This window comes from Rhodoferax sp., from assembly GCF_034519335.1.
Taxonomy (GTDB): domain Bacteria; phylum Pseudomonadota; class Gammaproteobacteria; order Burkholderiales; family Burkholderiaceae_C; genus Allorhodoferax.
Map to the genome: position 1 here is coordinate 39,858 of NZ_JAXHOL010000002.1, position 19,616 is coordinate 59,473.

The following is a 19,616-nucleotide window of genomic DNA, read 5'->3' on the forward strand; positions in this document are numbered from 1 at the left end:
ATGCGTGTTGAACAAACAGAAATACTGATCATCGGTGCGGGCCCGGCTGGAGCTGTGGCGGCAGGCCTGTTGCGCAAGCAGGGTCGTCAGGTGTTGGTGCTAGAGAAAGAACAGTTCCCTCGCTTTTCGATTGGTGAGAGCCTGCTCCCCCAATCCATGGCGTATATCGAGGCTGCAGGCTATTTGCAGGACGTCGTGGAGGCTGGGTTCCAGTACAAGAACGGCGCCGCCTTTCAGCGTGGTGACAAGTACACGGCGTTTGATTTCCGCGAAAAGTTCTCCAGCGGCTGGGGCACCACCTACCAGGTGCAGCGTGCGCATTTTGACCAGGTACTTGCAAATGGCGCAGCCAAGGCGGGCGCGGACGTGCGCTACCAGCATCAGGTGGTCGCCGTGGATGTGGCGGGTGAGACGCCGTTCGTCAGTGTTGTGGCACCCGACGGGGAGACCTACCGGGTCAACGCCCGGTTTTTGTTGGACGCCAGCGGGTTTGGGCGCATTCTTCCGCGATTGCTGGATCTGGAAACGCCGTCAGCATTTCCGGTGCGCGGCGCCTATTTCACCCATGTGGAAGACAACATCCCGCCAGGGACTTTTGACCGCAGCAAGATTCTGGTGAGCGTGCACCCCTTGCACGTGGATGTCTGGTTCTGGACCATTCCGTTCTCCAATGGCAGATGCTCCCAGGGCGTGGTGGCACGTACCGATTTTCTGGACAAGTACAGTGGCTCCGAGCTGGAGCGTCTGCGAGCGATCATTGCCGAGGTACCTACGCTGTCGGGTTTGCTCAAGGGCGCGAACTGGGATACGCCGGCGCGCAAATTGACCGGGTACGCTGCGAATGTGAAATCCCTTGCAGGACGAAACTTCGCCCTGCTGGGCAATGCAGGCGAGTTTTTGGACCCCGTTTTTTCCAGCGGCGTCACCATCGCGTTCAAATCTGCCAGTCTCGCCGCCGCCGCGATTGACCGTGAATTTCAGGGCGAGACCGTCGACTGGCAGGCAGACTATGCAGTGCCCTTGAAGCAAGGAGTGGATGCCTTCCGCGCCTTTGTGGAGAGCTGGTACGCAGGCGGCTTCCAGGACGTGATTTTCAAACCGGACCAATCTGTAGAAGTCCGCAAAATGATCTCGGCCATTCTGGCGGGCTACGCCTGGGATCGGCGTAACCCCTATGTGGCTGAGCCATGGCGGCTGAAGACCCTGGAGCAGCTGTGCGCCGTCTGATCTGCCTATGGCTCGTCGTATTGTTGGTGGCGTGCACGCCGCAGCGCCCAGCGACGGGCATCGTGCCCGAGTTGCGCCTGTCGCCTGCGTCGTTTGGCGCTAGCCTGAGCCTGACCCAGCGCTTGACGGTGGTGCGGATTTCCAATGGCGCGCAGCCGCTGGCGGCACAGGCCCCCGTACTGGACGCCGTGCTGGAGGTAACCCCTGATGCTCTGCAACTGATCGCCATGGCGATCGGGCAGCGGCTCATGACGTTGAAGTGGGATGGCAAGGAATTGCAACTCCGGCGTAGCCCGATGCTGCCGGCGGAGGTGGATGCGTCTCACATCCTGCGCGATGTGCAGTTGCTGTACTGGCCTGTGGAGGTGATCCGCAGCCACTTGCAGCCTGGCTGGTCTTTGGTGGAGTCTGCCCAGCAACGCCAATTGCTCCTGAATGGGAAAATGCAGGTTGACATCCGTTACAGCGATGCGTTGCGGTGGTCGGGGCAGGCTGATCTAAACAACCTTGCGGAGGGCTACCGCCTGCAAGTGGAGTCCCGCGACAACGGAGGCAATGTGCCATGAGCTCTTCTGCCCTGTACCTGAACGCCATGGGGATGGTGAGTGCGCTGGGCGCCGACAAGGAGTCCTCTCGCGCCACCCTGTGGGCAGACGCCTGCGGCGGCGTGGCGCCGGGGGGGGGCTGGCCTGCTGATCGCAGCTTGCATCTGGGGGCTGTTCTCGGGCCCTTGCCTGATCTGGATGTGTTGCCTACATCGCAGCGCAGCCGCAACAATGCCCTGATGCTGATAGCCCTGTCGCAAATCCGCCAGGAGGTGGATGCTGCCCTGTCGACATGTGGAGCCAACCGTATGGCCGTGATACTGGGCACCAGCACCTCTGGCATAAGCGAGAGCGAGGCCGCGATGGCACAGCACCATGCAAGTGGTGCACTGCCCGAAACATTTGACTTGGCGCAGCAGGAGATCGGTTCCCCAGCTGAGGCCTTGGCGGGCCTTCTGGGTGTGACCGGGCCGGCCTACGTGGTCTCCACTGCTTGTTCTTCCAGTGCCAAGGCATTTGCCAGCGCCGCACGTCTTTTGCGCGCAGGCGTGTGCGATGCCGCCATTGTGGGTGGCGTGGATTCGTTGTGTCAGTTCACCATTGCCGGGTTCTCCGCGCTCGAGTCGATCAGCGTGTCGCGCTGCAATCCGATGAGTGCGAACCGCAACGGAATCAATATTGGTGAAGGCGCCGCCCTGTTCCTGGTGACTCGGAAACCCGGCCCTGTGCGCCTGGCCGGTTGGGGTGAGGCGTCAGACGCGCACCACATCTCTGCGCCAGACCCCTCGGGGAAGGGTGCTGTGGCCGCCATGCGGGAAGCCTTGCAGCGCGCACAGTTGCAAGCTGCAGAGGTGAACTACCTCAACATGCATGGCACGGCCACGCTGCAAAACGACGCGATGGAAAGCAAAGCCATCTGGGAGCTGTTCGGTGACCATGTCCCTGTGAGCTCTACCAAGCCTTTGACCGGGCATGCCCTGGGTGCGGCCGGGGCCATTGAGGCGGCCATCTGCTGGCTAAGCCTGGTGGACAACCCGACGGGTCTGCTGCCACCCCATTGGTGGGATGGTGCGGTGGACGCGAGCCTGCCCGCCATCAGCCTGGTGAAGCCCGGGCAACTGCGCGGGCAGGCGCTGGACTATGTGATGAGCAACTCTTTTGCTTTTGGCGGAAGCAACGCCTCCCTGGTCTTCGGGCGGGTTGCCTCTGCTGCGCAAGACGCCGATTCGAGCCTGAACGCCGCCGGCATTGCACCGGTGGAAAGTCTGGTGCCGCATTCCGGCAGCATGAGCCTGCTGACCCGTGTGGTGCAGGCCGATGCGCAGGGGCTGCAGGCCGAAGTGCACATTCACGCAGAAGACCTGTTCTGTGTGGACGGCGTGGTCGGCGGTTGGGTGGGCTTGGAGTACATGGCCCAGGCGATTGCAGCTTGGGCCGGGTGGCATGCCCGGCAGCGCGGCGAGTCGCCCCGCATCGGTTTTTTGCTGGGGTGCCGCAAGTACACCAGCCAGCGCAGTGCGTTTCTCCCAGGGGAGCTCTTGCACGTGCGTGTGCAGGTTCAGTTTCAGGCCGACAACGGGTTGGGCCAGTTTGATTGCCAGATCGAGATTGCCGATGAGCTTGTTGCCACTGGCGCGCTGACGGTGTTCGAGCCACCGAATGCCAATGAGTTTTTGCAGGAGACAAACCTTGGATGACAAGACCGTACTAGTGACCGGCTCCAGTCGTGGCATAGGGCGTGCCATTGCCTTGCGCTTGGCGCGGGATGGCTACAACCTGGTGCTGCATTGCCGCAGCGGTATCGCTGCTGCCGAAGAGGTCGCTGCGCAGATTCAGGCCATGGGGCGTTCTGTGCGTGTGTTGCAGTTTGATGTGGCGGACCGGGACACCACTGCTGCGGTGCTGCTGTCCGATGTGGAGGCGCACGGCTGCTACTACGGGGTGGTGTGCAATGCCGGTATTGCCCGCGACAACGCGTTCCCCGCACTTTCTGCGGAGGACTGGGATATGGTGATATACACCAATCTGGATGGTTTTTTCAATGTGCTGCACCCCCTGAGCATGCCCATGGTGCGTCGCAAAAAGCCCGGACGCATCGTCACGTTGGCGTCGGTGTCGGGCATCATGGGCAACCGTGGGCAGGTAAATTACAGCGCCGCCAAAGCTGGCATCATGGGTGCTACCAAGGCGCTGGCTGTTGAGCTGGCCAGTCGCGCCATCACGGTCAATTGCGTGGCACCAGGTCTGATAGATACCGAAATGCTAGATGCCCGCCTAGTGGAAGAGGCGCTCAAGATCATTCCGGCCAAACGCGTAGGCAAACCCGAAGAGGTTGCCGCTGTGGTGAGTTTCTTGATGGGGGAAGACGCGGCGTACATCACGCGTCAGGTGATTTCCGTGAATGGGGGGATGGTGGGATGAAGCGTGTTGTGATCAGTGGTATCGGGGCCATCAGCCCATTGGGGCACGATTGGGCGACGGTGGAGTCGCATCTGCGCGAAGGACGCAATGCAGTTCAGGTCATGAAGGAATGGGCTGACTTCGACGGCCTGAACACCCAGGTGGGGGCACCCGCCGCACCGTTCTCCTTGCCAGCGCATTACAACCGCAAAACCTTGCGCAGCATGGGTCGGGTTGCCGTCATGGCCACCCGCGCCAGTGAGCTGGCACTGGAAGATGCCGGCCTGCTGGGGGATGCTCTGGTCAAGAGTGGGCGCATGGGCATTTCGTATGGCTCCTCCGCAGGAACACCCGCCTCCATCGGCGACTTTGGCCGCATGATCACCGAGAAGTCGACCGAGGGCATCAACGCCACTACTTACATCAAGATGATGTCCCACACGGCGGCGGTCAACATTGGCGTGTTCTTCGGCATCACGGGGCGCATCATTACCACCTCCAGTGCCTGCACATCAGGCAGCCAGGGCATTGGGTACGCCTTCGAGTCCATCCAGTCGGGCAAGCAGGTGGCCATGCTGGCCGGTGGCGCAGAAGAGCTCGACGCGACCGAGGCTGCCGTGTTCGACACCCTGTTTGCTACCAGCGTGAAGCACAACGACTCCCCCGAACTGACGCCACGCCCCTTTGACGCAGACCGCGATGGTCTGGTACTTGGGGAGGGCGCGTGTACCCTGGTGCTGGAGGAACTCGAGCACGCTCGGGCCCGGGGCGCCAAGATCTATGCAGAAATCCTGGCCTACGGCACCAACAGCGATGGCCGCCATGTCACCCAGCCCAACACCGAAACCATGATGACAGCCATGCGCTTGGCGCTGGAGGGTGCGGGGCTGGAGCCCTCGGATATCGCCTACGTCAATGCCCACGGAACGGCCACTGACCACGGCGATGTGGCGGAATCTGCAGCGACGCATGCAGTCTTTGGTGAACGGATGCCCATCTCCTCCCTCAAGAGCTATATGGGCCACACCCTGGGTGCATGTGGGGCGCTGGAGGTGTGGATGAGCTTGGAAATGATGCGTTCGGGCTGGTTTGCCCCCACGCTCAATTTGCGGACAGTGGACCCACGCTGCGCAGCGTTGGACTACATCATGGGCGAGGGCCGGCGCATTGAGCACGACACCATCATGAGCAACAACTTTGCGTTCGGCGGCATCAATACCTCGCTGATCCTGCGACGGTGGCCGTCATAGCCCAAGGGGTATTTTTGCTGGCTACATGCGATGCCTTGCTGGCCCAATGCCCAGCGGGGTTTCTCGCCTTCTTGACTGCCAGCGAGCGCAAACGGCTAGATGCCATGGAGGGGAATCGGCGGCGTGAACAATTCATTGCCGCGCGCTGGCTACTGCGCAGTGTCTCCGTGGCCCAGTGGGGCGGCCACTGGATGGATTGGCAAACCACTGCAGAGCGGGGGCATGTGCCGCAACTTCTCGCGCGGAGTGATTGCCACCTTTCACTCTCGCACAGCGGTGACGTGTTGGCTGCTGTTGCAGGCAATGGGCCACTGGGAGTCGATCTGGAGTGTGCGGGAGTTCGCGTGCGACCAATCCTGGCCATGGCGCAGGCGGTATGTCATCCCGTGGAGCAGCGGCACCTGGAGGTGCAGACCCTTGAGCAGGCTGCTCGAGATTTCCTCGTTTTTTGGACTCAAAAAGAAGCTTGGCTAAAGTGTCAGGGCTATGGATTGGACTTCGGGCGTATGGCCTCTGTCGCCTTGCGGGACTCCGGGGCGGCAGAAGCCAATACCTGGAGTTGGCAAACCCAGTCGCTTACCCTCAGTCTGCATGGCTTATTGGCGGGTAACGTCCGTTGTGCTGGTTGGCTGGGAGGCTGCCATGCTCCTCCACCTGTGCGCGTCGGGCGAATGGTCGAGCTGTCTTGAGCCTTGGATGCCGCTGGTGGCAGGGGCATTTTCGTTGGCGGTTTTGGACGGGAATTGCACAATAGAGTTCACCCGGACCTTCGCCGGGAAGGATTGATCCATGAATTCTTTGTCTTCGATCGCTTTGTCGGGCATGAATGCGGCGCAAACCTCGCTCAACGCCAGTGCCCACAACGTGGCTAACCTGGCCACCGATGGTTTCAAGCGTCAGGAAGCAGTGCAAACCGAGCAACCGCAGGGGGGCGTCAGCACCACGGTGCGGCAGGCTGAGGTGGCTGGCAATGCGCTGGAAACCGATGTGGTGACCCAGTTGCAGGCCAAGCACAGCTTTATTGCCAATCTTGCGGTTTTCAAGACCAGCAACCAGATGGCTGGGGCCTTGCTGGACACCAAGGTCTAGGGTGCTGGCTCGTAGTTTTTGACGATAGCGTCCAAGCGGCCCTCGGCACGCAGTTTGTCGACGGCCTGCTGCAGCTTGCGTACCATGAGCGGGTTGGTCTGCCGGTTCAGGGCAAAGTAGTAGCCGCCATCGTCACTGAGTTTGAGCAATTTGGTGACGCTGCCAGCAGGGCGGCCCACACTGCGCAGGTTCCAAGCCATGCCAACCTCCGTGTCCACCATGGCTTGGACCATATCCCCCATCAACATCCGAAAAACAGCGTCGTTGGAGCTTTCTTCAACCAAGGCGCTGGCCGGTACCCCCGCTGCTTGCAAGTCTTGCTGCGCGGCTTCTTCGCGCACAACCCCAATGCGCAATTGCGCCAGCTCTTTGGCGTCGCGCACAGGTTGCCCTGAGATATTGCGTGTGTAGACCCAGGTGGTGCGCGGAAGCAGGGGGCCCACCCACACGAAGTGGTCTTCCCGTGAGGGCTTGCGCGCCGTGGTGTAGAGCACGGTATTGGGCGTGTTGCGAACCACGCGGTAGCCACGCGCCCAAGGCACGACCTGAAAGCTGCAGCGCAATTCGGCCAATTCACAGGCTGCGCGCAGCACATCGGTGGCAATGCCTTGTACTTTGCCTGACTCGGCAAAGTTGTAAGGGGGCCAGTGTTCGGTGTATGCCACCAATCGTTGGCCCAGGGCCTCGCTTGGCGTGGCACATACGCTGAGTGACGCAACGCTGGCGAGCGCAAGCAAAACGCAGTGGGGGACCCGACGAAGAGGCATGGGGATGACGAATGTAAAGACTCGTCATCGTAACTGCGATTTATTTAATGGCGCTGACTTGCATCAACTTGGTGCGTTTAGCGCTGTCGCCCGGCCCGGTACGACACTTTGCCATTGCCCCCAACCCCGTCAGCCGCCGCGAGACGGGCCATGGCCTTGCCCGCATGGGCGTGGGTGATGGCCAGGCCCAGCGCATCGGCGGCATCTGGCCCGGGCAGGCCGGGTAGGCTGAGCAGGCGTTTCACCATTTCCTGGATCTGGTCCTTGTGCGCGCGACCGTGGCCGGCTACTGCTTGCTTCATTTGCAGCGCTGTGTATTCAGCCACTGGGAGTCCGGCCGTGACCAGCGCGGTGATCAGTGCTCCGCGGGCCTGCCCCAATAGCAGGGTGGACTGCGGGTTGACGTTGACGAACACGATTTCAATCGACGCACAGGTGGGCTGGTAGCGCTGCACCACCTCGCCCATGCCGTCAAATAGCACCTTCAGGCGCTCAGGCAGGGCACGCGTGTCCAGGTGTTGGGTGCCAATGGTGCCACTGGCCACGTAGCGCACATCAGCGCCCACCACATCCACCACGCCGAAGCCGGTGGTGCGCAGTCCGGGGTCAATACCAAGGATTCGCATGCTATGAATTCAGGAGCTGCTTGCGCATGCTGCACAAGGGCTAGAGATCAAAATACCATCTCGCCGAATGGAAGAAAACGGGCGCAGCAAAACACAGTGCATCGACCCGGTCGAGCAGGCCTCCAGCACCGGTTACGCCGTTGCCCTCGCTTCCCCAGCTCGGAATGCCGCGGTCGCGTTTGAGGGCCTTCATCACAAAATGTCCCATGGACCCGGCCACACAGGCAATGAAGCTGAACGCAAACGCGGTGCCCGGCACCCATGGCGTGATGCCGGCCAACAGCGCGCCGAACACGCTGGCGACACCAATCCCAATCCACCAGCTGGGCCAGTTGAAGCTCTGGCTGATGGCGGGCGCAACAGGCGCACGTTGCAGCTTGCGCGAGACCAGGTGCTGTGTGGCCATGCAGGTCTGCACTACCAGCACCAGAAAGAACACCATAAAGGCGTTTTTGTTGTTGTAGCCGGGGAACTCGAGCATCAGCAGCGCGGGCACGTGGCTCATGCCGTAGATGCACACCATGATGCCCCATTGCAGCTTGGCATTGCGCTCCAGAAAGCGCTGCGGGTCATTGGCCAGTGCGCTGGTCAGCGGCAGGGCCAGGAATACATAGACCGGAATGAACACCGCAAACATGTCGAAGTGCTCAGTGCCCACCAGCCAGTACTGCAATGGCAGCACTACAAAAAAGGCCAGTACTAGGCTGCGGTGGTCGCCGCGGCGGGTGGGTGAGAGTGTCAAAAACTCGCGCAGCGCGAAGAAGGACACCAGGCCGAACAGCGTGAGCGCCACCCAGTCGCCCGCCACCCAGCCGACCCAGAACACAAACATCATGAACCAGCTGGTGCGGATCACGCCGTCCAAGCTTTTGAGCTCCTTGCGACGCAGATCGCCCGCAGCATCATCGCCATATTCGCGCAGCGACAGCACAAAGGCCACGATGCTGGAGAGCAGCAAGAGGCCAAACACGATGATGAACAGCGCGCCAATCTGCTGTGTGGCGGTGAGGTTCTTCAGATAGAAATACATAAACGCCTTTACACCTCGCGCAGCGCGATCACGGCGTTGCGCGCACGCGTAGCGAAACTGCGGTGGTCTTCCCCGGCTTCGACCTGCATGGGCGCACCGAAGGTGACGGAGCACAGCACCGGCACCGGCACCACCTCGCCCTTGGGTAGCACGTGCTGCACGTTGTTGATCCAGGCGGGCACCAGCACCACATTCGGAAAGCGGGTGGCCAGGTTGTAGAGCCCGGCCTTGAAGGCCTGGGGTTCTTCGGCATGGCCGCGTGTGCCTTCGGGGAAGAGAATGATGGAATCCCCGTTGGTGAGCGCCTCCACCAGTGGCTCCAGCGGGTCTTCATCGGCCGTGCGGTCGCGCGAGACGTAGATTACGTTGAAGACGGCGCTGGTCAGCCATTGTTTGAACGGTGTCTTGGTCCAGTAGTCTTTGGCTGCGATAGCGCGGGTGATGTGGCGCAGCTCCTTGGGCAGGGCGGCCCAGATCATCACCAAGTCAGCGTGGCTCTGGTGGTTGGCAAAATAAATGCGCTGTTCGGCCTTGGGCGGGCAACCGTGCCAGCGCGCCTGCGCACCGGTCAGCACCCGGATCAGACCGAGCAAAAAGTAACTCATCAACTTGGCTAGCATGGCGGGGATGATACCTACCGAACTTCCCTGTTGAATTCGGGGGTTTGTGCGCGCTGTCTCCGGCGGGCAGGGTACTCCGTTCCGTTCGTGTCTCCCGGCCCTCCAGGGCCGGGGGACACGAACGGCGGTGCTCACCCCTGGTCCGCTGCGGGTGAGCACCAACACGCTGCGCTAGAAACGGGAGTCAAGGCAGTTGCGCATCCGACATGCGCGCCACAATCGTCCCCGCTCGGTTGGCCAGGTAGCCCGAGTTGGGCACCTTCTCAAAGTACTTGGGCCTCGGCAACATCACGGCCAGACGTGCCGCCTCGTAAGCGCTGAGCTTCGCTGCAGGTTTGCGGAAATAGTGCTGGGCTGCAGCCTCCGCACCAAACACGCCTTCGCCCCACTCCACGCTGTTGAGGTAAATCTCCAGAATGCGCTGCTTGCTCAGCAACTGCTCCAGCAACAGCGTCAGTACAAACTCCTGGCCCTTGCGCATCAGCGTGCGTTCGCCCGAAAGAAACAGGTTCTTGGCCAACTGCTGCGTGATGGTGGATCCGCCCACAATCTTGGGCGGTTTGGGCAGGGCCTTGCCCGTGGCGGCGCGCGACTCGGCGCGCTGCTCGGCCTTGGCATTCTTGGCCCAGGCTTTCTCCAGTGCTTCCCAGTCCACCCCGTCGTGCTGGCTGAAACCGTCATCTTCTGATGCAATCACCGCTCGCTTGAGATTGTCCGAAATCTGCGCGTAGTCCACCCACTGCTGGCGCCAGCGTAGCTCGCCCTTTTCGGCGGTGACGCGCCAGGCTTCGGAGCGCTCAAAGGCCGTGCTCTGCGGGGCCACCACGGCCATGGCGGCAATGCGGCCCACAAAGTAGAGTTGTAGTGCCAGCAAGGCCAGCACACACAGCCAAATCCAACGCCACAGGCTCTTCATTGCGATGCCGAAACCTTGGCTTCCAGGGTCTCGTCACGGGTGAATTTGAAGCGCGAGACCACCAAAATCTGGTCGGCCTGGCGGCGCATGGCCGCGCTGAAGTTGCCAAATGGGCCTGCGGTCCGGGCAATGGCTTCGGCCCGTTTGTCCAGTACTGTATTGCCGGAACTTTGCACTACGTCGGTGTCGATCACGCGGCCGTCATGGTTGACAGTGACGACCATGGTCAGCTCGCCATAGAGTTTTTTGCCACCGCTTTGGGGAAAGTTCTCGGTGCCGCGGTCTTCAATCGCACGGCGCAGGCTGTCGTAATACACCGCGTAGACCTCTTCCCGCACGGCCGGGCTGATGTAACGCTTCTTGGGTCGCGCGTTCTCCATGTTGATGCGCCGTTCGATCTCGGCCAAGAGCTTGACCAGCTGGCGGCGTTTTTCTTCACGTTCGGCTTGCTCGGCCTTGTTGGCCGCTTGGCTGGGGTCGGGTGGGGGCAGGGCGGCCAGCTGGTTTTTCACCTGGGCCAGCAGGAGGTTTTGCTGCTCTTGCAGTGTCTGCAGCTTTTTTGCCGACTCTTCCTCTAGAGAGTCACCCACGTCGGTCAGCAGGGACGGCGGCAAAGGGCTGGTGGCCCGGCCTTTGTCTGCATCACCACCGCCAGCCAACGAGGTCTGCGCGATGGCAGTCGCCTTGTCGGGCTTCTCGTTGCTCTTGGCATTCACCAGAATCACTTCCAGCGGCTGGTCTTCGAACACGCGGTTGAAGGCCTCGGGGTCCACAAAACGCACGGTCAGCAAGACCGCGTGGACCGCGATGGAGGCGCCCAGCGCCCATTGGAGGGTGGTGATGTTGTGCAGCTTCACGAGGCAGAATTATCGCTGGCGCCTTCGGGGGCCTCATTCACGTCCACGGCAATCGCAATCGGGCCGGCCACATCGTCTTCGTCTTCACTCTCGTCCGCCTCGGTGCTCGGGGTTTCGGCTGGCGCATCCAGTCGCTCCACCACCGTGCCGTGCACGTCCAGCGTGATCAGGTCCATCTCGCCGAGCTTCACGCGCACCTTGGCGTTGCGCGGCAGGCCTTGCGCGCCCATCACGGGCAGCACCAGCGGAATGTCGTCGGCGCGCACCATGTTTTCCTTGAACACGGTGGCCACCAGCTCGGTGATGCCGTGCTGCTGCACATAACGCATGGTCCAGAAGCGCTCCATGGCGCCCTGGTAGCCGTTGTAGGCGCTGTAGGCCGCATCGAACTGCGAGATGATGGAAAACAGGTCGGCGTCCTTGGGCTTGAAGGGCGCCACCAGGGCTGCAGTCTTGCCGTGGCGCGCGCAGGCGATGATTTGCCACTGGTTCACGAGGTCGGTGTAACGCCGCAGGGGTGAGGTGGCCCACGCGTAGCTCTTGACCCCAATGCCCGCGTGCGGCAGCGCCTTGGTGCCCATGCGCACCTTTACGCCGGGCGCCAGGCTGGCCTGGCTGCGGTAGATGGCGGGCACGCCCATCTCGGCCATCAGGTTGCCCCAGGTGCTGTTGGCCAGGATCATGGCCTCGGCCACGATCAGGTCCAGCGGCGCGCCACGTTGGCGGATGCTGATGAGCACGGTTTCGTCGCCCTGCGGCTCGGCGCCATCGTTGCTGGTCAAGGCCCCCACGCTTCCCGCTTCGCGTGTTGCGCTGCCCCCCGATGGGGCTTCTGCCGCTTGAGGCGGCTCGGCGCGGCGGAGGCGGAAGTTGTAGTCCGGCCGGTTGAAGGTCTCGGGTTTGCCGCGCACCACCTCGCGTTTGGCCTTCAGGTCACGCGCCAGGCGGTATAAAAATGATAGCTGCTCGCGCAGATTCGACGCGGGTTGGGTGGCATTTTGATGCTCAAATTCCGTGTCGGTCAGCCATTGCTCGGTTACCACCGCGTCGAGCTGGTCGTGGCGCAGGTTGTGCGCAATGGGGACGCGCTCCAGCTTGGTCTCGCTGGCCTTGATCTCCAGCGTGGCTTCATCCAGCGTCACATACAGCGACACGGCGGGGCAGTCGCGCCCTTCCTGCAGCGTATAGGTCTGCACCACGTCGTCGGGCAGCATCGTGACCTTGTAGCCCGGCATGTAGACGGTGGACAGGCGGGCGCGGCCCAGCGCGTCCACGGGGCTGCCCGGCAACACGGCCAAGCCCGGTGCGGCGATGTGGATGCCGATGGTGACCGTGCCACTGCCCAGGCCCTGCAGGCTCAGTGCATCGTCAATTTCGGTGGTCTGCGAATCGTCGATGGAGAAGGCTTGCACCGGCGCCAGCGGCAACTCATCGGCAATGGCTGGCGCGGCGATGGCGGGAAATCCCGTGCCCTTGGGGAAGTTCTCCAGCAAAAAGCGTTTCCAGTGGAACAGGTAGGGCGACGCGATGGCGCCGGCTTTTTGCAGCAGTTCCAGCGGTGCGGTGTGTGTGGCGCGGCTGGCTTCGACCACGGCCTTGTACTCGGGCGCGTTTTTGTCGGGCTTGAACAGGATTTTGTAGAGCTGCTCTTTGATCGGTTCGGGGCAAGTACCTGCGCCCAGGTCCACGGCCCACTGGGCGATTTGCTCGGCCTGCAGGCGCTTTTTCTCAATGGCGGCCAGGGCTTGGGCAATGATGTCGGCGGGGGCCTTCTTGAAACGGCCCTTGCCCGCGCGGCGGAAGTAGTGCGGTGTGTCAAACAGCTTGAACAACATGCCAGCCTGCTCGGTCAGCGTGGCGTTGGTCGAAAAATAGTCTTTGGCCAGGTCGGCAAAGCCGAACTCGGTGTCCGGCGCAAATTCATAGGCCATGTCCAGCTCAATGGCTTGCGCCTGGGCCTGGGCGGCCGCCATCAGCTCTGCCGGGGCAGGCTTCTCGAACTTGATCAGGATATTGGCGCCCTTGACCTTGACGCGCTTGCCGGAATCCAGCTCCACCTGTGCAGAGGCTTCCGCCTCTGACAGCACACGACCGGCCATGAACTTTCCGGCTTCTTCAAACAGTACAAACATAGGGGCAGATTGTCCCTGCAAATGGAGGCGGGCCCGGGAAGGCGGTTTCAGACCAGATGCAAAAAGGCCAGCAGGCGGGGCATATGGGATTCAAAGTCACTCAGCGCGTGGTCTCCGCCCTCCAGGAGCACCTGGGGGCTGTTGGCATACCGCGCATGCATTTCGCGCCAGTCCAGCACCTCGTCGCCCTTGGCGATGAAGGCCAGATAACGCTCCGGGTGGCCCAGGGGGCCGCAGGCAAGCGCCTTCAGCTCGTCCACGTACTCCGGGCAGAAAGAAAAAGCGCTCGGCTGGGTCGTGCCAGCTGGTTTGCTCACCGATGTACTTGGCCAGGTCCCGCGCCGGGGCCACCGCCGGGTTGACCAGCACAGCGCGGCAGCCCGTGTGTTCGGCCACATGGGTGGCGTAAAAGCCGCCCAGGCTGGAGCCCACCACGGCCATGGTGTCCCATGGCCAGGTGGCAATGCCGTCCAACAGCAAGGCCATGGCGTCTTTGGGCGAGGGTGGGAGCTGCGGGCACCACCACCGCACCTGCGGGTGGTGCGCCGCCATGTGGGCGGCGAGTTGGCGCGCCTTGGTGGACTGGGGGGACGACCGGAAGCCGTGCAGGTAAAGCAGGTGGGTGGTCGGATGTTTCGTGGAATCGGATGCCATGGGGCCATGATAGTTGGCGGGATAATTGCCCTCTTATGTCTTACCAATTCGGAAAAGTCCCTCTGCGCCAGCGCATCGCGCCCTGGTTTGCAGGTTTTGATGGGCCGCTGGCGTTTGCGGTTTTCATGCTGGCTTGTGCGGGCATGCTCACCATGTACTCGTCGGGTTACGACCATGGCACCCGCTTTGAGGACCATGGCCGCAACATGCTGATCGCTGCCACCATTATGTTTGTGGTGGCCCAGGTGCCGCCGCAGCGGTTGATGGCGGTGGCCGTGCCTTTGTATTTGGTGGGCGTGGCGCTGCTGATTGCGGTGGCAGTGTTTGGCATTACCAAAAAAGGTGCGCGGCGCTGGGTGAATGTGGGCATCGTGATCCAGCCCAGCGAGATTCTCAAAATTGCCATGCCGCTGATGCTGGCCTGGTGGTTTCAGAAGCGCGAGGGCCAGTTGCGCCCGCTGGATTTTGTGGTGGCAGGCTTGCTGCTGCTGGTGCCAGTGGGGTTGATCATGCGCCAGCCGGATCTGGGTACTTCGTTGCTGGTGCTGGCCGCGGGCCTGGCGGTCATCTTTTTTGCCGGCATGAGCTGGAAGCTGGTGATTCCGCCGGTGGCGATTGGCTTGGTGGGCATTGTGCTGCTGGTGGTGTTTGAGCCACAGTTGTGTGCCGACGGCGTGCGCTGGGCGGTGCTACACGATTACCAGCAGCAGCGCATCTGCACCCTGCTGGACCCGACGCGGGATCCGCTGGGCAAGGGCTTCCACATCATCCAGGGCATGATCGCCATCGGCTCGGGCGGGGTCACCGGCATGGGTTTCATGAAAGGCACGCAAACCCACCTGGAGTTCATCCCCGAGCGCACCACCGACTTCATTTTTGCGGCGTTCTCGGAAGAATTTGGCCTGATTGGCAACCTGTGCTTGCTGGCTGCCTTCGTATTCCTGATCCTGCGCGGCTTGGCCATTGCGCTGGAAGCGCCTACGCTGTTCTCGCGCCTGCTGGCCGGGGCAGTGACCATGATTTTCTTTACCTACGCCTTTGTCAACATGGGCATGGTCAGCGGCATCCTGCCCGTGGTGGGTGTGCCGTTGCCGTTTATCAGTTACGGCGGTACCGCGATGGTCACGCTGGGGCTGGCGCTGGGGATTTTGATGTCGATCTCGAACTCCAAACGTCTCGTTCAGTCATGAACATTGGTATCGTTGGCGTGGGCAATATGGGCGGCGCCATGGCGCAGCGCCTGTGCAGCCTGGGCTGGGCGCCTTGGGTGCACGATGTAGATACGGTCAAAGTGCGGAATTTATTGTCTTTTGGTGCTCTAGCCCCCTTGGATATTGCGCAAGCAGCTACTGAATCCATAGCAACTATCGTCTGTGTGGTGGATGCTGCCCAGACCCGCGATGTGCTCTTTGGCGCGGAGGGTCTGGCGCCCCACTTGCCCCCAGGCCATGTGGTGCTGCTGTGCCCCACCATTGCCCCGCAAGACGTCGAATCTATTGCCGCCCAACTGTCTGAGCGCGGCATCCACACCATCGACGCCCCCATGTCCGGCGGCCCTGCGCGGGCACGCGATGGCAGCATGAGCCTGATGGTGGCTGGCGAAGATGCTGCAGTAGAGCGGGTGCAGGCCTTGCTGGATGCGTTGTCCACCAAAGTCTTCCGCATCAGCCAACGCGTGGGTGACGGCGCGCGTACCAAGCTCGTCAACAACCTGTTGGCTGGCATCAACCTGGTGGGTGCGGCCGAGGTCATGGCGTTGGCCGGCCGTATGGGGCTGGATTTGAGCCGCACACTGGATGTGGTGGAGCAGTCTAGCGGCCAAAGCTGGATAGGCAGCGACCGCATGCGCCGCGCTATCGCCTGCGACCTGGCGCCGCGCGCCCACTTGACGCTGCTGGCCAAGGACACTCGCCTGGCGCAGGAAGCGGCCGAGCACGTCGGCTTTGCCGGCCCACTGGGCGCCAGCGCCAGTGCGGTGTTTGCCGCCGCAGTAGCCGCAGGCATGGAAGGGCTGGATGACGCGGCCCTGCTGACCTTTCTGCAGCGGCCTAAAATGGCCGAATGATCACCCGCGAACCCACCATCGAACGCTTGGCCACGGCCAAGTCCCTGCTGCTGACCCCGTTTGGGCTGGACGAGAGCCATCTCACCAAAGCCCTGAACGAAATCAAGGCGCATCAGGTCGATGAGGCAGACCTGTACTTCCAGTACACCCGCTCCGAGGGCTGGAGCCTGGAAGAAGGCATCGTCAAAACCGGTTCTTTCAGCATCGACCAGGGCGTGGGCGTGCGCGCGGTGAGCGGCGAGAAAACCGCCTTCGCCTACTCTGACGACATTTCCGAAGCCAGCCTGCTGGACGCGGCGCGTACCGTGCGCACCATCTCCAGCGCGGCCCAGTCCAAGCGTGCCAAGACGCCCGCCACCAAGATCGCCAGCAGCCGCAAGCTGTACGCCGGCCTGGACCCGATTGCCACCCTGGACAGCACCACCAAGGTGGAGCTGCTGGGCAAGGTGGAAAAGCTGGCGCGCGCCAAAGACCCGCGCGTCATCCAGGTGATGGCCGGTTTGGCCAGCGAATACGACGTGGTGATGGTGGCGCGGGCTGATGGCACGCTGGCCGCCGATGTGCGCCCACTCGTGCGCCTGTCGGTCACCGTGATTGCCGAGCAAAAGGGCCGCCGCGAGGTGGGCTCGGCCGGCGGTGGCGGTCGTTTCGGCTTGGCTTATTTTGCCGACGCGCAGATTGAAGAGTATGTGAATCAAGCGGTGCACGCGGCGTTGACCAACCTGGATGCGCGCCCCGCACCTGCCGGCGAAATGACCGTGGTGCTGGGCTCCGGCTGGCCCGGCATCCTGCTGCACGAAGCGATTGGCCACGGGCTGGAAGGCGACTTCAACCGCAAGGGCAGCAGCGCCTTCAGTGGCCGTATTGGCCAGCGCGTGGCCGCCAAGGGCGTGACCGTGTTGGACGACGGCACGATTGCGGACCGCCGTGGTTCGCTGAATGTGGACGACGAAGGCAATGCCACCCAGAAGACTGTGCTGATCGAAGACGGCATTTTGAAGGGCTACATCCAGGACAACATGAATGCCCGCCTGATGGGCGTGAAGCCCACCGGCAATGGCCGGCGTGAGAGTTACGCCCACGTGCCCATGCCGCGCATGACCAACACGTACATGCTGGGTGGCGACAAGGAACCCGAAGAAATCGTCAAGAGCATCAAGAAGGGCTTGTATGCCGTCAACTTCGGTGGCGGCCAGGTCGACATCACCAGCGGCAAGTTTGTCTTCAGTGCGTCTGAGGCCTACTGGGTGGAGAACGGCAAGATCTTGTATCCCGTGAAGGGCGCCACCATTGTGGGCAGCGGCCCGGAGTGCCTCAAGCGCGTCTCCATGATCGGCAACGACATGAAACTCGACAGCGGCGTGGGCACCTGCGGCAAAGAAGGCCAGAGTGTGCCTGTGGGTGTGGGCCAGCCCACGCTGCGCATTGACGGATTGACCGTAGGTGGAACTGCGTAAAGCAGATTTTGAAACCTGTGCTACATTGAACCCCATGCATTCCGCACGTTTCTTTTTTAGCTACTTTTGGTTCTCACGCGCATCCGGCGGTCGAGAGATCTGAACGTACCCACAAGAAACGTCCTGAATCTTCCCAAAAACCGCCGGCACCCCCGGCGGTTTTTTTTATGCCTTTTTCTTTTTAACTTTGACCTCAGGAGCGACCCATGAATGCAAATGCAACGGCTACCGGTGACTGGTATGGCCAACCCCAACCCGCCGACCGCACCAGCAAGACCGACGACGAACGCATCAAGGACATCACCGTGTTGCCCCCTCCTGAGCACCTTATCCGCTTCTTCCCCATCCGTGGCAGCGCGGTGGAGAGCCTGATCACCGACACGCGCGGCGCCATCCAGAACATCATGGCTGGCAAGGACGACCGCTTGCTGGTCATCATCGGGCCCTGTTCCATCCACGACCCCGCCGCCGCGCTGGACTACGCGCGCCGCCTCAAGGCCGTGCGCGAGCAGTACAAGGACACGCTGGAAATCGTGATGCGCGTCTATTTCGAGAAACCCCGCACCACCGTGGGCTGGAAGGGCCTGATCAACGACCCCTACCTGGACGAGAGCTTCCGCATTGACGAAGGCCTGCGCATTGCACGTCAGTTGCTGATTGAGATCAACCGCCTGGGCCTGCCCGCGGGCAGCGAGTTTCTGGATGTGATCTCGCCCCAGTACTTGGGCGACCTGATTTCCTGGGGCGCCATCGGTGCGCGCACCACCGAAAGCCAGGTGCACCGCGAGCTGGCCTCGGGCATCTCGGCGCCTATCGGCTTCAAGAACGGCACCGACGGCAATATCAAGATCGCCACAGATGCGATCCAGGCCGCAGCCGGTGGTCACCACTTCCTGTCCGTCCACAAAAACGGCCAAGTGGCGATTGTGCAAACCAACGGCAACCCGGACTGCCACGTGATTCTGCGCGGCGGCAAGACGCCCAATTACGATGCCGCCAACGTGGCCGCGGCCTGTGCGGATTTGGCCAAGGCCAAGTTGCCCCAGACCCTGATGGTGGACTGCAGCCACGCCAACAGCAGCAAGCAGCATGAGAAGCAGCTGGACGTGGCCAAGGACATCGCTGGCCAGATCCGCGGCGGATCGAAGAGTATTTTTGGTGTGATGGTGGAAAGCCACCTGAACGCTGGTGCCCAGAAGTTCACCCCCGGCAAGGACGACGCGAGCAAGCTGGAGTACGGCAAGAGCATCACCGACGCCTGCCTGGGCTGGGACGATTCGATCGAGTCGCTGGAAGTTTTGTCGGCCGCCGTGCAGGCACGCCGCGCGCTGAAGTAAGCGCCGCGTTTCAGGTGGGTGCGGCGTCGCCCGTGCCCGCCTGTTCAATCATGGCCTCGGCCCATACTTGGGCGGCTGCCATGGTCTCGAAAATCTGGAAGGGCCGGTCAATGTCGGCATAAATCTTGGCGAACTGGGGCGCCATGATGCGACCGCCTTCCACATCCGGTGCGATCACAAACGCGGTGGCCACGGGAATCATGTTGTCGGGCTTGGGGGCGGCCATGATGGCGGCGTAGCGCGCAATACCCTCGGGGCTGCTCATCGCGTTGCCCACCAAGGTGCACACACTGACCCATGCCCCTTCGGGTCGGGTGGCCAGCAGGTAATCGCGCTGCGCAATCGCCAAACAGTCCACCAGCTCGGTGTTGAACGGGCCGGTGGCTTCGTAGTGCATCAGGCGGCCTTCCATCCAGATGTCCACCACCCCGTGGGGCGTGAATTGCGAGGCCTTGATTTGGTTGGTGCTGCGCTTCTTGGGCTGAGCTGCTGAGGACATGGTGTGTGGAAAAAGCGACTGGGTCTGCTCCCCGTCTTAGCGGGCACGGTCGTTCTTTTTTAGTCCGTAGCCACAGTCTACGCTCAGGGTATTCCCGCAATATTTGAAGCCAAAAATGGCGCTAAGCGCCGTTGATATTGCGCGA

The 19,616-nt window shown here is 62.0% G+C and carries 20 protein-coding genes and 1 pseudogene; 11 read left to right on the top strand and 10 right to left on the bottom strand.

Annotation, left to right across the window (positions count from 1 at the left end):
- The 5 genes from U5O12_RS02015 to U5O12_RS02035 are packed head-to-tail and all read left to right on the top strand — an operon-like array spanning position 1 to position 5,422.
- Positions 1 to 1,227, top strand: coding sequence for an NAD(P)/FAD-dependent oxidoreductase (locus U5O12_RS02015; protein WP_322577023.1), 1,227 nt, complete (start codon positions 1 to 3; stop codon positions 1,225 to 1,227).
- On the top strand, positions 1,215 to 1,793 hold the full coding sequence (locus U5O12_RS02020) for a DUF3261 domain-containing protein (protein WP_322577024.1): 579 nt from the start codon (positions 1,215 to 1,217) through the stop codon (positions 1,791 to 1,793). Before U5O12_RS02015 ends, U5O12_RS02020 begins: the two co-directional genes overlap by 13 nt.
- Complete coding sequence (locus tag U5O12_RS02025) at positions 1,790 to 3,469, top strand: beta-ketoacyl-ACP synthase (protein ID WP_322577025.1); 1,680 nt, start codon at positions 1,790 to 1,792, stop codon at positions 3,467 to 3,469. The genes U5O12_RS02020 and U5O12_RS02025 overlap by 4 nt, the downstream gene beginning before the upstream one ends.
- Positions 3,438 to 4,193, top strand: a complete 756-nt coding sequence (locus U5O12_RS02030; protein WP_322577026.1) for a 3-ketoacyl-ACP reductase FabG2 — start codon at positions 3,438 to 3,440, stop codon at positions 4,191 to 4,193. Before U5O12_RS02025 ends, U5O12_RS02030 begins: the two co-directional genes overlap by 32 nt.
- The gene (locus U5O12_RS02035) at positions 4,190 to 5,422 is read left to right on the top strand and encodes a beta-ketoacyl-ACP synthase (RefSeq protein ID WP_322577027.1); all 1,233 of its coding nucleotides are present in this window, start codon (positions 4,190 to 4,192) and stop codon (positions 5,420 to 5,422) included. Before U5O12_RS02030 ends, U5O12_RS02035 begins: the two co-directional genes overlap by 4 nt.
- Positions 5,423 to 5,682: 260 nt before the next feature.
- Here U5O12_RS02035 and U5O12_RS02040 read toward each other — a convergent pair whose 3' ends face one another.
- The gene (locus tag U5O12_RS02040; protein WP_322577028.1) at positions 5,683 to 5,880 is read right to left on the bottom strand and encodes a hypothetical protein; all 198 of its coding nucleotides are present in this window, start codon (positions 5,878 to 5,880) and stop codon (positions 5,683 to 5,685) included.
- Between U5O12_RS02040 and U5O12_RS21095 the strand changes: the two genes are divergently transcribed.
- Together U5O12_RS21095 and U5O12_RS02045 are read left to right on the top strand one after the other, a co-directional pair.
- A complete protein-coding gene (locus U5O12_RS21095; RefSeq protein ID WP_416221431.1) occupies positions 5,785 to 6,111 on the top strand; it encodes a 4'-phosphopantetheinyl transferase superfamily protein in 327 nt (108 codons plus the stop codon). The genes U5O12_RS02040 and U5O12_RS21095 overlap by 96 nt on opposite strands.
- Before the next feature lie 100 nt (positions 6,112 to 6,211).
- On the top strand, positions 6,212 to 6,511 hold the full coding sequence (locus U5O12_RS02045) for a flagellar basal body protein (protein WP_322577029.1): 300 nt from the start codon (positions 6,212 to 6,214) through the stop codon (positions 6,509 to 6,511).
- Here U5O12_RS02045 and U5O12_RS02050 read toward each other — a convergent pair.
- The 8 genes and pseudogenes from U5O12_RS02050 to U5O12_RS02085 all read right to left on the bottom strand — a co-directional run bounded on the left by U5O12_RS02050 (position 6,508) and on the right by U5O12_RS02085 (position 14,113).
- A complete protein-coding gene (locus U5O12_RS02050; RefSeq protein WP_322577030.1) occupies positions 6,508 to 7,176 on the bottom strand; it encodes a substrate-binding periplasmic protein in 669 nt (222 codons plus the stop codon). The genes U5O12_RS02045 and U5O12_RS02050 overlap by 4 nt on opposite strands.
- Before the next feature lie 179 nt (positions 7,177 to 7,355).
- Positions 7,356 to 7,904 carry a crossover junction endodeoxyribonuclease RuvC gene (gene ruvC / locus U5O12_RS02055; RefSeq protein WP_322577031.1) on the bottom strand — a complete coding sequence of 183 codons (549 nt, stop codon included), beginning with the start codon at positions 7,902 to 7,904 and terminating at the stop codon, positions 7,356 to 7,358.
- A 40-nt stretch (positions 7,905 to 7,944) separates the two neighbouring features.
- Positions 7,945 to 8,934, bottom strand: coding sequence for a phosphatidate cytidylyltransferase (locus U5O12_RS02060; RefSeq protein WP_322577032.1), 990 nt, complete (start codon positions 8,932 to 8,934; stop codon positions 7,945 to 7,947).
- An 8-nt stretch (positions 8,935 to 8,942) separates the two neighbouring features.
- Positions 8,943 to 9,554: a lysophospholipid acyltransferase family protein gene (locus U5O12_RS02065; RefSeq protein ID WP_094482088.1), complete on the bottom strand. Its 612-nt coding sequence runs from the start codon at positions 9,552 to 9,554 to the stop codon at positions 8,943 to 8,945.
- A 184-nt stretch (positions 9,555 to 9,738) separates the two neighbouring features.
- Positions 9,739 to 10,470, bottom strand: a complete 732-nt coding sequence (mtgA, locus tag U5O12_RS02070; RefSeq protein WP_322577033.1) for a monofunctional biosynthetic peptidoglycan transglycosylase — start codon at positions 10,468 to 10,470, stop codon at positions 9,739 to 9,741.
- Complete coding sequence (locus U5O12_RS02075) at positions 10,467 to 11,327, bottom strand: energy transducer TonB (protein ID WP_416221424.1); 861 nt, start codon at positions 11,325 to 11,327, stop codon at positions 10,467 to 10,469. The genes mtgA and U5O12_RS02075 overlap by 4 nt, the downstream gene beginning before the upstream one ends.
- Positions 11,324 to 13,459 (bottom strand): ribonuclease catalytic domain-containing protein, encoded by a 2,136-nt coding sequence (locus U5O12_RS02080; RefSeq protein WP_322577034.1) that lies wholly within the window; start codon positions 13,457 to 13,459, stop codon positions 11,324 to 11,326. The genes U5O12_RS02075 and U5O12_RS02080 overlap by 4 nt, the downstream gene beginning before the upstream one ends.
- Positions 13,460 to 13,506: 47 nt before the next feature.
- Positions 13,507 to 14,113 (bottom strand): annotated as a pseudogene (locus tag U5O12_RS02085) (YqiA/YcfP family alpha/beta fold hydrolase).
- A 35-nt stretch (positions 14,114 to 14,148) separates the two neighbouring features.
- On the opposite strand from U5O12_RS02085, the gene rodA reads away from it, so the two are divergent.
- The 4 genes from rodA to U5O12_RS02105 all read left to right on the top strand — a co-directional run bounded on the left by rodA (position 14,149) and on the right by U5O12_RS02105 (position 18,972).
- Positions 14,149 to 15,303 (top strand): rod shape-determining protein RodA, encoded by a 1,155-nt coding sequence (gene rodA / locus U5O12_RS02090; protein WP_322577035.1) that lies wholly within the window; start codon positions 14,149 to 14,151, stop codon positions 15,301 to 15,303.
- A complete protein-coding gene (locus U5O12_RS02095) occupies positions 15,300 to 16,178 on the top strand; it encodes an NAD(P)-dependent oxidoreductase (RefSeq protein ID WP_322577036.1) in 879 nt (292 codons plus the stop codon). The genes rodA and U5O12_RS02095 overlap by 4 nt, the downstream gene beginning before the upstream one ends.
- A complete protein-coding gene (gene tldD / locus U5O12_RS02100; protein WP_322577037.1) occupies positions 16,175 to 17,635 on the top strand; it encodes a metalloprotease TldD in 1,461 nt (486 codons plus the stop codon). Before U5O12_RS02095 ends, tldD begins: the two co-directional genes overlap by 4 nt.
- Before the next feature lie 206 nt (positions 17,636 to 17,841).
- A complete protein-coding gene (locus U5O12_RS02105) occupies positions 17,842 to 18,972 on the top strand; it encodes a 3-deoxy-7-phosphoheptulonate synthase (RefSeq protein ID WP_322577038.1) in 1,131 nt (376 codons plus the stop codon).
- A gap of 10 nt (positions 18,973 to 18,982) precedes the next feature.
- Here the strand turns inward: U5O12_RS02105 and U5O12_RS02110 are convergent, their stop codons facing one another.
- The gene (locus U5O12_RS02110) at positions 18,983 to 19,471 is read right to left on the bottom strand and encodes a hypothetical protein (protein ID WP_322577039.1); all 489 of its coding nucleotides are present in this window, start codon (positions 19,469 to 19,471) and stop codon (positions 18,983 to 18,985) included.
- Positions 19,472 to 19,616 lie beyond the last annotated feature (145 nt).